A 12,321-nucleotide genomic window follows, 5' to 3' on the forward strand; every position below is an offset into this window, starting at 1 on the left:
GGGAAGGTTTCTGTTATGATTCGTTTTGAAAGTGGTGAAGTAAAAGTTCCAGCAGTGGATAGTTCTAATCAAATTTCAAAAACAGTAGAAGATGATGGAAACGGAGGGACAAGGACAACAGAGCAGGAAAGTCAGGGAGATACAGTAGTAATGAGTTCAAATGGTAGCAGTAGTGATCCATTTATAACTAAGGTATATAATCCAGCAGTAACTGGGGTTATTATCACTGCAGAAGGTGCTACAAGTAGTAAGGTTAAATATGAAATACAGCTAGCAGTTTCAAAACTATATGATATAGGTTTAGACAAGGTTAATGTATATCCATCAAAAAATTAGCATATAATTTGTTAGAAAGTATATGGGAGGAGTATATATGACAAAAAGACAATTTGCAATTATATTTACACTGATGGCTTTAATTGTTTGTGTAGGTGTACTAGCATCTAAACTTAATAAGGATGGATTTAATGATCCAGGAGATTTAGGTGCAGTATTACAACAAAATGATGATGAAATAACAGATGAGGAAAAGGAAACATTAAGCACACAAGATTATTTCTATAATATGAGAGCAGCTAAAGAACAAGAAGATTCTCTTTATGTTGAAAATCTAGAATCTATTAAGAATGATGAAACTACTTCTCAAGAGCAAAAAGACATAGCAAATCAAAAGTTAATAGATAAGACTAATATAAAAGCTCAAGAAAGCAGTGTAGAACAAGATATTAAAAATCAAGGATATGAAGATGCAATATGTATGATAGATAATAATAAGGTTAAAGTTTATGTAAAGGTTGATGAGGATTTAACTAAAGAAGAATCAGGTTTAATTCAAAAATCTGTTGAAGATATAACTACATTAACTGATATTACAATACTAGCAAAGAAATAATGCATTGTCATAATTAATGTATTTTGTTATAATGTACCTATGATAAATGAGGTGTGCTAAACTGTATACCTTGAGGAGGGTGAAGTATGGAAAATATTAAGGACGAATCTACTTTAGGCGTAGTTAGAATATCTGATGAAGTTGTAAGTGTTATAGCTGGCATAGCTGCTGAAGAGATACAAGGAATAGTTGAAATTCCAACAGGAGTTGGCAATAATATATCTCAAATTTTAAAAGGTAAGAAGACTACAACAGGTAAGAGTGTTAAAGTAACCTTAGGTGAAGATGCTGCAACTATTGAATTAACTGTTGCTGTTGAATATGGAATAAATATTCCTGAAGTGATAAGTTTAGTTCAAGAAAATGTTAAGAAGACAGTTGAAGCTATGACAGGGTTAAATGTTGAAGCAGTTAATGTTAATGTTCAAAACATATATGTTCCTAAAAAGGAACAAAACTTAGAAAAAGAAGTTTAATTGATGACCCTCTGAAATTCAGAGGGTTTCTCATTGCATGAGAGAAATATATTAACTTTTAATAGACATAATGTTAATATTATTGTAATATACATATGTTTAATTAATATGATAAAAGTTTATAATAAAACTAATATATGATGTTTAGAGGACACTTAGGAGGAAAATATGAAAAGAAAAAGATCAAGGGAAATTGCAATGGAATTATTATTTAGCATGGAAATAAGCAAAAATTCTTATGAAGAAACTATAGAATGCTTTGTTGAAGATTACGAAATGGATTTAAAGACTATAGATTTAGAATACATTAAAGAAGTAATGAAATCTGTTGTAGATCACAAAGAAGAAATTGATGAAATAATAAAAAATTCATTAATTAACTGGACTATAGATAGAGTTTCTAAAGTTAATTTAACAATAGTAAGATTAGCAATTGCAGAAATGCTTTATATTAATGATGTTCCTGAGGTAGTTGCTATAAACGAAGCAATTGAGCTTACTAAAAAATATTCAGATGATAAGAGCGTATCATTTGTTAATGGAGCTTTAGATAAGGCATTTAAAAATATAAAATAAATATAAGTTGTTGGGGAGTTATAGAGAATGGGAGAAATAATTAACGTTATAGATTTAGCTAAGAAGATAAAGGGGCAGATTATTGAATTTGTTTCTCAAAGAGAAAATAATGGGAAAATGATACCTAAGATAGCATCAATTGTTGTAGGTGAAGATGGTGGATCTATTTTTTACATTAATAGTCAAGAAAAGGTAGCTAATTCTTTAGGAATACTATTTGAAAAAATATTATTAGAAGAATCTACCACTGAAGAAGAATTAATTAATGAAATTATAACATTAAATAATAATGAAGAAATTCATGGTATTATACTTCAATTACCACTACCAAAGCATATTGATGAGAAAAAGGTAATATCATATATATCGCCAGATAAGGATATAGACTGTTTAACTTATATCAACCAAGGTAAATTATATGCAGGTCACAAAAAATTCATACCGTGCACTCCTAATTCTGTGGTAACAATCTTAGATAGCTTAAATATTAATCTTCAAGGAAAAGAAGTAGTTGTTATTGGACGTAGCAATATTGTAGGTAAGCCTGTGGCTGCTTTAATGTTAGAAAGAAACTGTACTGTTACTGTCTGTCATTCTAAGACTAAGGATCTTCAAAGTGTATGTCAAAGAGCAGATATACTTATTGTAGCCATTGGTATACCAAATTACATCGATTCTTCATATGTAAAAGAAGGTGCAATTGTTATAGATGTTGGTACATCTTCTTTAAATGGAAAAATAACTGGTGATGTTTTACTAGATGATGTTATTGGAAAATCATCTTATATGACAAAAGTACCAGGTGGAGTTGGTGCATTAACAACTACACTTTTAATGAAAAATCTTTGTGAGGCATTGAAGTAATTATGAAAATTAAAACATTATCTGTATCAGAATTAAATAATTATATAAAAAAAATATTAGATAATGACTTTATATTAAACAATCTCTCTGTAAAAGGGGAGATTTCTAATTTAAAATATCATTCATCAGGACATATATATTTTTCTCTAAAAGATGATAATGGCAAGATAAACTGTATTATGTTTAAAAATAAAGCATATGAATTGACTTTCAAGTTAGAAGATGGGATGAATATCATAGTAAAAGGAAAAGTATCAGCTTATCAAGCAAATGGAACCTTTCAAATCTATTGCAATGAAATTGAAAAGGAAGGCCTTGGAGATTTATACATACGATATGAACAATTGAAGAAGAAATTAGAACTCCAAGGATATTTTGATTTAGAAAATAAAAAACCAATCCCAAAGGATCCAGTAGCTATAGGCATAGTTACTTCAGCAACTGGAGCTGCCATTGAAGATATAAAAAATGTTATCAGAAGAAGAAATAAATTTGTTGATCTTTTCTTATATCCAGCACAAGTTCAAGGAAAGGATGCCTATAAGACTATTATAGAGGGAATTAGGTATTTTAATAATAAAAAGAATGTTGATTTAATAATTATTGGTAGAGGTGGAGGTTCCATTGAAGAATTATGGAATTTTAATGAAGAAGCTCTAGCTGAGGAAATTTTCCACTCAGAACTTCCTATTATTTCAGCTGTTGGTCATGAAATAGATTATACAATATCTGACTTTGTAGCAGACCTTAGAGCTTCTACTCCTTCTCAAGCAGGAGAACTAGCTGTTCCTTTAGATAGTGAGATTTATTCTGCTATTAGTGAATATGAGAATTATTTAAATAAGTATATGATTAAAAGATTTAATGATGAAAAATCTAAAATTGATAATTTCTCTAAAATATTAAGTTTAAATTCACCAATGAATAAGATTGTAAATAGTTATTTGGAAGTAGAAAGAGTTAAAGAAAAGCTTGATAATTTGCTTAATAAAAAAATAGCCATTGAAAAGCAAAAATTGATTTCATTGAATAACGTATTACAAGCACATAGTCCTTTAAATATTTTATCTAAGGGTTATGCTATAATAGAAGACGAAAATGGAAATATACTAAAAGAAACTAAAGATTTTAATAAAGATATGAATGTTAAAATAAACTTAAGTGATGGAATGATTAAGGGGAATTTAAAATTATTGTAGAGGAGGAGAATGCTTTGGCAAAAAAAGAAAATTATAATGAAATGCTAAACTTATTAGAATCCACTATTGAGACTTTAGAAAACAACGATTTAGGTCTTGAAGATGCTATGAAAGAATATGAAAAGGGAAGCAAATTAGTTAATAAATTATATAAGACTCTAGCTAATTTAGAGGGTAAATTTATAACACTAAAAGAAGCTTCAGATAGGGTAAATGATAATGAGAATTAAACAATTGAAAGAATTAGTTGATAATTATCTAAGTAACTACTTTAAGGATAAAGGTTCATATAATTCATTAATATATGACGCTGCCAGTTATAGCTTAAACGTTGGTGGTAAAAGGATACGCCCTATATTATTTATGCTGGTATACTTTATGTACAAAGGTGAAGATAAAGAAATAATTGATATGGCAGCAGCTATTGAAATGATTCATACTTATTCACTTATTCATGATGATTTACCATGTATGGATAATGATGACTTAAGAAGAGGAAAACCTACTAATCATAAGGTATATGGAGAAAATATCGCAGTTTTAGCAGGAGATGCTTTATTAAACGAAGCAATGATTTTACTTATGGATTTCTCAATAAAACATGGAAAAGATGCACTTGTTGCTGCAAGAGAAATTGCTTATGCTGCTGGTGCAGATGGAATGATAGGTGGTCAAGTCGTAGATATCATAAATGAAGGGAAAAGAATTTCTAAAGAGGAATTAAATTATATGCACCTAAAGAAAACTGGAGAGCTTATTAGATCTTCTATAGTTGCAGGTGCAATTTTAGCAGAAGCAGACAAAAGTGAAATAGATTTGTTAAATAAATTTGGAATGAATTTAGGATTAGCATTTCAAATTAAAGATGATATACTTGATGTAACTGGAGATGTAGAGAAATTAGGAAAGAATACTTTAGCAGATGTGAATAAATCAAATTTCATTACTATGTACGGATTAGAAGAATGCAAGGTAATGTGTGAAGACTTAACAGCTGAATGTATTACTATTTTAGACAAGATTTCAGTTAACACAGATATCTTAAAAGAGCTAACTATAGAACTTTTGAAAAGAGATTTTTAACAAAGGAAGGATATTTATGTCAAAGTTATTAGACAAGATTAGTTCACCAATTGATGTTCATAAGTTTAGTAATAAAGAATTAACAATGCTTTCCAATGAAATAAGAGAATTCTTAATAGATAATGTCCTTAAGACTGGGGGACATTTATCATCAAATCTTGGAGTAGTTGAGTTAACATTAAGTTTATATAAAAATTTTAATTTAGAGAAAGATAAGATTGTATGGGATGTTGGTCATCAAAGCTATGTTCATAAAATGTTATCTGGTAGAAAAGATAAATTTAATACACTAAGAAAATATAAAGGAATTAGTGGATTCCCTAAAATAAGTGAAAGCAAATATGATGCTTTTGGTACAGGACATAGTAGTACCTCTATATCAGCGGCTTTAGGTATAGCAAGAGCAAGAGATATTCTTAAGGAAGATTACAATGTAGTAGCAGTTATTGGTGATGGTGCACTTACAGGTGGAATGGCCTTAGAAGCCATAAATGATGTAGGCTTTAATAAAAGTAAGATGATTATCATTTTAAACGATAATCAAATGTCTATCAGCAAGAATGTTGGAGCATTATCTAATCATTTAAATATGCTTAGAGTTGCTCCAAATTATAATAAAATTAAGAATGAAATAAATGAAACACTTAATACTTCAGTAGTTGGTAAAAGTGTTGCAAACTCAATTCATAAAATAAAAGATAGTATTAAAAATTTAGTTGTTCCTTCAAAGATGTTTGAAGAAATGGGGCTAAAATACATAGGTCCAATTGATGGACATGATATTGAGTTAATGAATGAAGTATTAACACGAGCAAAACAAATAGATGGACCAGTTCTTATTCATGTAATAACAAAAAAAGGTAAGGGATATGAGCTTGCAGAAGAGAACCCTAATAAATATCATGGAGTTGCTGGTATAAGCGATAATACAAAAAAAACTGATGTGAAACCAGGTGTAAAATATTCAAAAGCTTTTGGAGATTTTGTAGTTGCAGAAGCAGAAGAAAATGAAAAACTTGTATGCTTAACAGCTGCAATGCCTGATGGAACTGGCCTTAATGAATTTGCTAAGTTGTATCCAAATAGATTTTTTGATGTGGGAATAGCAGAAGAGCATGCTACTACTTTAGCAGCAGGTATGGCTAGTGCAGGACTTAGACCGATATTTGCAGTATATTCAACATTCCTACAAAGAGCTTTTGATCAGATTATACATGATGTGTGTATTCAAAATATGCCAGTGATTTTTGCAATAGATAGAGCAGGCATTGTTGGTGATGATGGAGAAACACATCAAGGAATATTTGATTTATCGTATCTATCTTTAATACCTAATATGACGGTTCTTGCTCCTAAGCAAGTGGAAGAACTACCAGTAATGATGAAATGGGCCCTAAAAGAAAATAGGCCTATAGCAATTAGATATCCAAGAGATGGAGATATTTATCATAACTTAAATCCACTAAGTGAAATAAAATATGGAAAATGGGAAAAGATTATAGATGGTGATAAAGTAGCTATCCTTTCTGTAGGTAAAATGGTGCAATATGCAATGCTTGCCCATGAAGAACTTATTGATGAAGGAATCAATCCTACAATTATTTCGGCTTCTTTTATAAAGCCTTTAGATTTAGAAATGTTAAAAGAATTAGTTGAAAATAATTATGATATTATTACAGTTGAAGATAATATTGGTAATGGTGGATTTGGAAATTATGTTATAGAAGCATTATATAATTTAGGCTTTAGAGGTAAATTTAAATCTCTATCATATAAAGATGAATTTATTCCACATGGAAAAGTTGATTTACTTTACTCAGACTATGGATTAGATTCAACTGCAATAAAGAATACTGTTGTTACAATGATTAAATGATAAAGGAGAAACAAATGGCAGTTAAAAAGGAAAGATTAGATGTACTTTTAGTTGAAAAAGGTATATGCACTTCAAGAGAAAGAGCTAAAACAAGTATTATGGCTGGTTTGGTTTATGTAGATGGACAAAAAGTAGATAAAGTTGGAGAAAAAGTAAGTGTTGAAGCTGACATAGTTTACAAAGGAGAAAAAATGCCTTATGTAAGCCGTGGAGGATTTAAGCTTGAAAAAGCAATGAAGGAATTTAACATTGATTTAACTGATACTGTATGTATGGATATTGGTGCTTCAACAGGTGGATTTACAGATTGTATGCTACAAAACAATGCAAAAAAAGTATTTTCAGTGGATGTTGGTTACGGGCAATTTGCTTGGAAGCTAAGGACTGATGAAAGAGTAGTTTGTATGGAGAGAACTAATATAAGATATGTAACACCAGAAGATATCGGTGAAAAACTTGATTTTGCTTCAATAGATGTATCTTTTATCTCTTTAAGAACTATTATGCCAGCTGTAAAAGAATTATTAAAGGATAATGGATCCGTAGTTGCATTAATTAAGCCACAATTTGAAGCAGGAAAAGATAAAGTAGGTAAAAAAGGTGTTGTAAGAGATAAGGCTGTTCATAAAGAAATTGTTACAAATATAGTTAACTTCTTAATTGATAATGAATTTACAGTGCTTGGATTAAGCTTCTCACCAATTAAAGGACCAGAAGGTAATAGAGAATACCTAGTTTATTTCACTAAGGACAAGGAAAGAGAAACTGATTTTAAATTTGACGTCATTGATCAAATTATTGAAGATTCACATAGCCAGCTGTAATATAGCTGGCTTTAGGTGTATTATAAATTATTAGGGGTGAGGTTATGAAGCATGTTTTAATAGCTTTAAATCCTTCTAAAGATAAAGACGGAGTTATATTATCCAATGTTATATCAAAGGTATCACGTAAATTTAATGGTGTTAAAATAAAAGTTTTAAATAGTTATGAACTTGCATTTAATGAAATAGATGATGATACTGACCTTGTAATTGTTTTAGGTGGAGATGGAACTATACTTAGTGTAGCACGAGACTTAAATGGATATAAGGATATTCCTATATTAGGAGTTAATATTGGTAATTTAGGCTTCCTGTCCAGTGTAGAATATGGGGAACTTGAGAGTTCATTAGAAAAAATAAAAAAAGGATTATATACAAAGCAGAAGAGAATACTATTGCAATGCAATACTGGAAAAAATTCTAATGTGTTAAAGGCTTTAAATGATGTAGTTATAGCAAGAGGAACTTTATCAAGAATAATTAAATTTGATATATATATTGATAAGAAACTATATATATCATTTAAGGGCGATGGGCTTATTGTTGCCACACCAACTGGCTCTACGGCATATTCTTTTTCAGCAGGAGGACCATTTATTTATCCAGATGTTGATGTTGTTACAATAACACCTATCTGCCCACATACAAAGGCAATGCAGCCAATAGTATTAAATAGCAGTTCTGTCATAGAAATCAATGTGGATAATAATAACGAAGAAATATACCTAACTGTTGATGGACAGAAAGTCATTAAAAAAGAAGATGATGAAATTATTACTATTACCAAATCTGAACATTGTGCGGAAATAATCCTTCTTGATGATTATGATTATTTTAATGTTTTAAGAAAAAAAATACTATATAACTCAGAAAAAGAAGAAGGTGAGTAGATGAAATCAAAGAGACATAATAGAATCTTAGAAATAATTAATAAAAAAGAAATAGAAACACAGGAAGAATTAGCTGAAGAGTTAAAGAAGAGTGGTTTTGAAGTTACTCAAGCTACTATTTCAAGAGATATAAAAATATTAAAGCTTTTAAAGGTACAAAGCATATCAGGTAAATATAGATATGTGGCTCCCACTAAAGAAGAAAGAAATATAAATGATAAACTTTTTAGCATACTTGCTAATTCAGCAATATCAGTGGAAAAGGTTGATAAATTTGTGGTGGTAAAAACACTTACTGGTGCTGCATCTGCTGCTGCTGAAGCTATAGATAGCTTATATTCAGAAGATATTGCTGGTACAATAGCTGGTGATAATACAATATTCATTTTAATAAGAACTGATGAAAAAGCTTTAGAATTAATAACAAAAATTAGAAAAATAATTTTATAAATTTAAAAGGTGGGTTATAATGCTTGTTGTTTTAAATATAAAGAATTTTGCTTTAATCCAAGAATTATCTGTTGAGTTTGGAGCTGGATTCAATATTTTATCTGGAGAAACCGGTGCTGGTAAATCAATTTTAATAGATACCATAGATTATGTATTAGGTGGAAAGTTTTCTAAAGATCTTATTAGGTATGGCGAAGATAAAACATATGTAGAAGCTATATTTGATATTGAAAATGATGAAATTTATACTTTACTAAATGATTTAAACATAGAAGCAGATGAGCTATTAGTTGTATCAAGGGAAACAACTATTTCAGGAAAAAGTATAATTAAAGTAAATGGAAAAACCATAGTATTATCACAGTTAAAAAAGATTAGAGAAAAGCTTTTAGATATCCATGGTCAACATCAAAATCAATCTTTATTAAGCAAAGGAACACATATATTATATTTAGATGAATATAATTCTGAAAATATAAGTCCTTTACTAGAACAATTTGAAATATTTAAAAATAGATATTCAGAGATCGAAGATAAGATTAATGAATTAAAAGGTAATGAAGACAGAGAAAAGCTTCTTGATTATATAAAATTTCAAATAGAGGATATTGAAAAAGCAAAACTTAAGCCAGGTGAAGAAGAAGATTTACGAGAACAATATAATATTTTAGCAAATGCAGAAAAGATATCTTCAAGCCTTATAAATTCATATAATTATTTAAATAATAATCCACAAGGAAATTCGGTTTTAGAATTATTATCTAAAGTTATTTCTGAGCTTTCGCATTCAGAAATGCATTTGGAAAAAATTAAAGATAAAAGAGTACAAGTGGAAGAAGCATATTATTTACTTGAAGAATCAACAAGAGATATTAGAGATATAGCTAATGAAGTATATTATGATGAAAATGAACTTGCAGCAATAAATGAGAGAATATATGAAATTAGTTTATATAAGAAAAAATATGGTAATTCCATTGATGAAATTCTTCAATTTTTAGAAAAGCTTAAAAATCAATATGATGAATTTATTAATTCAGAGGAAATAATACTGAAATTGAAAAAAGAATTAAGTGTTATTGAAAAAGAAATGAAAGATATAGGCTTAAAGCTACATGAGTTTAGATGCATGTCAGCTAAAGATTTAGAAGTAAGAATTAAAGAAGAATTATCATATGTAGGACTAGAAAAAGCTATTATCAATATAGATGTAAACTTAAGTGAAGAAGCCAATAGTAGAGGATATGATGATGTTCAATTCTTAATTTCAGCAAACCCTGGTGAACCGCTAAAACCACTGGAGAAAGTATTATCTGGTGGTGAATTATCAAGAATAATGCTTGCGTTAAAATGTGTTTTTGTTGATAAAGATAAAATACCAACGTTAATATTTGATGAAATTGATACTGGAATAAGTGGTGCCATAGGAAAGCGTGTTGGTGAAAAAATGTATCAAGTATCAGTAAAGCATCAGGTTTTATGTATTACACATTTACCACAAATTGCAGCATTATCAGATAATCACTATTTTGTTTCAAAAAAAGTTGAAAATGGTAAGACATTTACACAAATAAGAATGCTTAATGAAGAAGATAAGGTTTGTGAAATTGCAAAAATGATTGGTGGAGATAACTTAAGTGATGTTGCCATCGATAATTCAAGAGAAATGGTTAAATTAGCTGATATTAAGAAAAAAGAAATAAAAAATGAATTTATTTAATACATAATACACTAATTTACTGCAAAAAATAAAATCATGGAAATTCTCCATGGTTTTATTTTTTTATATAAAATTTTTTGCTTATATAATTTTTGACTTTTATAACAAAGTTACTATAGCATATAAAAATAGCTATAGGGAAAATTAAAATCAGAAGCAAAGGAGGAGATAAAATGATAAAAAAACTTATTAAAAATTTTAGCATAATAACTGCTCCAATCTTCATTCTGGTTTTAATTGGAGTTTATAATAATAACTCAAAAGACGATAAATTATATACACAAAACCAAATGCAAGATACAACTTCATATGTAATGAATGATTTACAAAACACTGACTCTATTGATTGTTATACTAGCTTAATCAATTCTAAGGCATTAACAACTTTGCATAAAGAAAAGAGAAAAGATATTGAAGTTTATCCTGGTGGAATAAGCATAGGTGTTAAGATAAATAATAAAGGTGCTTTAGTGGTAGGTTACTCTGATATATCAACACATGAGGGATTAAGTGAAAGTCCAGGAAAAGTGGCAGGCATAGAGCTGGGAGATATAATAGAAGAGGTAAATGGGGAAAATATTGAAACATGTTCAGATTTAATAAGTAAGGTTAAAACTTGTAGAAATGATGAAATGACTGTAAAAATACTGAGAGGAAACTCTGAAATAACAAAAAAAGTTTCTTTAATAAAAGAAGACAATGAATATAAAATTGGATTATGGGTAAGAGATTCTACAGCAGGTATAGGTACATTGACTTTTTATGATAAAGATAGCAAAACTTTTGGTGCTTTAGGTCATCCTATTACTGATGGAGATACTAATGTGTCATTTAATATAAAGAGTGGTACATTGCTTAGATCTTCAGTATTAAGTATTAAAAAAGGAGAAAGAGGAAATCCAGGAGAAATAAAGGGATTATTTATCAATGAAAATGAATCAATAGGTAACATCGAAAAAAATACTAATTCAGGTATATATGGTGATGGCTCAGTAGAATTAATTAATCCTAATTTTAATAAAGCAATGACTGTGGCTTATAGAGATGAAATAAAGGAAGGGCATGCACAAATAATTACTACGGTGGAAGATGGTGGTGCTAAAGCATATGATATTGAGATATTAAAGCTACTTCCTCAAGATGAGCCTGGATCAAAAAGCATGATTATTAAAATTGTGGATCCAGTTTTATTGGAAAAAACAGGAGGTATTGTTCAAGGTATGAGTGGTAGTCCTATAATACAAAATGGTAAAATTATAGGTGCTGTAACTCATGTCTTAATAAATAAACCTGATGTAGGATATGGAATATATATTGAATGGATGTTACAAGATGCAGGTGTAATTAATTAAATAAATACTGCTATTTCATTTAGTAGCCTTTCTTCAAAGTATAGGAAAGTATAAAATTTTCGATGGCTGAAAGTTAGATGCTATCTAGCATTCAGCCTTTAAATATGTTAAATTTATTA

Annotated in this window: 13 protein-coding genes and 1 pseudogene; all 14 read left to right on the forward strand. The window is 29.1% G+C overall.

Annotation, left to right across the window (positions count from 1 at the left end; genetic code table 11):
- Positions 1–336: pseudogene (locus tag Q5O44_RS08260) on the forward strand (stage III sporulation protein AG); the annotation flags it as partial.
- A gap of 37 nt (positions 337–373) precedes the next feature.
- Positions 374–892: a SpoIIIAH-like family protein gene (locus Q5O44_RS08265; protein ID WP_022167940.1), complete on the forward strand. Its 519-nt coding sequence runs from the start codon at positions 374–376 to the stop codon at positions 890–892.
- Between the two features lie 86 nt (positions 893–978).
- Positions 979–1,368 (forward strand): Asp23/Gls24 family envelope stress response protein, encoded by a 390-nt coding sequence (locus tag Q5O44_RS08270; RefSeq protein WP_022167941.1) that lies wholly within the window; start codon positions 979–981, stop codon positions 1,366–1,368.
- Between the two features lie 168 nt (positions 1,369–1,536).
- Positions 1,537–1,944 (forward strand): transcription antitermination factor NusB, encoded by a 408-nt coding sequence (nusB, locus tag Q5O44_RS08275; RefSeq protein WP_022167942.1) that lies wholly within the window; start codon positions 1,537–1,539, stop codon positions 1,942–1,944.
- Positions 1,945–1,971: 27 nt separating this feature from the next.
- Positions 1,972–2,808 carry a tetrahydrofolate dehydrogenase/cyclohydrolase catalytic domain-containing protein gene (locus Q5O44_RS08280; RefSeq protein WP_022167943.1) on the forward strand — a complete coding sequence of 279 codons (837 nt, stop codon included), beginning with the start codon at positions 1,972–1,974 and terminating at the stop codon, positions 2,806–2,808.
- A 2-nt stretch (positions 2,809–2,810) separates the two neighbouring features.
- Positions 2,811–4,007, forward strand: a complete 1,197-nt coding sequence (gene xseA / locus Q5O44_RS08285; RefSeq protein ID WP_022167944.1) for an exodeoxyribonuclease VII large subunit — start codon at positions 2,811–2,813, stop codon at positions 4,005–4,007.
- A gap of 14 nt (positions 4,008–4,021) precedes the next feature.
- Positions 4,022–4,237, forward strand: coding sequence for an exodeoxyribonuclease VII small subunit (gene xseB / locus Q5O44_RS08290; protein WP_022167945.1), 216 nt, complete (start codon positions 4,022–4,024; stop codon positions 4,235–4,237).
- The gene (locus Q5O44_RS08295; RefSeq protein WP_022167946.1) at positions 4,227–5,090 is read left to right on the forward strand and encodes a polyprenyl synthetase family protein; all 864 of its coding nucleotides are present in this window, start codon (positions 4,227–4,229) and stop codon (positions 5,088–5,090) included. Before xseB ends, Q5O44_RS08295 begins: the two co-directional genes overlap by 11 nt.
- Positions 5,091–5,106: 16 nt before the next feature.
- Positions 5,107–6,966: a 1-deoxy-D-xylulose-5-phosphate synthase gene (gene dxs, locus Q5O44_RS08300; protein WP_022167947.1), complete on the forward strand. Its 1,860-nt coding sequence runs from the start codon at positions 5,107–5,109 to the stop codon at positions 6,964–6,966.
- A gap of 14 nt (positions 6,967–6,980) precedes the next feature.
- Entirely contained in the window at positions 6,981–7,790 is an 810-nt protein-coding gene (locus tag Q5O44_RS08305; RefSeq protein ID WP_022167948.1) for a TlyA family RNA methyltransferase, read from the forward strand.
- A 44-nt stretch (positions 7,791–7,834) separates the two neighbouring features.
- Positions 7,835–8,680 (forward strand): NAD(+)/NADH kinase, encoded by an 846-nt coding sequence (locus tag Q5O44_RS08310; protein WP_022167949.1) that lies wholly within the window; start codon positions 7,835–7,837, stop codon positions 8,678–8,680.
- A complete protein-coding gene (locus Q5O44_RS08315) occupies positions 8,681–9,130 on the forward strand; it encodes an arginine repressor (RefSeq protein ID WP_022167950.1) in 450 nt (149 codons plus the stop codon).
- 19 nt (positions 9,131–9,149) lie between these two features.
- A complete protein-coding gene (recN, locus tag Q5O44_RS08320; RefSeq protein ID WP_022167951.1) occupies positions 9,150–10,850 on the forward strand; it encodes a DNA repair protein RecN in 1,701 nt (566 codons plus the stop codon).
- Positions 10,851–11,023: 173 nt separating this feature from the next.
- On the forward strand, positions 11,024–12,202 hold the full coding sequence (gene spoIVB / locus Q5O44_RS08325) for a SpoIVB peptidase (protein ID WP_022167952.1): 1,179 nt from the start codon (positions 11,024–11,026) through the stop codon (positions 12,200–12,202).
- The last annotated feature ends 119 nt before the right edge of the window (positions 12,203–12,321 follow it).

The organism is Clostridium sp. CAG:221 (genome assembly GCA_000435835.1).
GTDB lineage: Bacteria > Bacillota > Clostridia > Clostridiales > Clostridiaceae > Clostridium.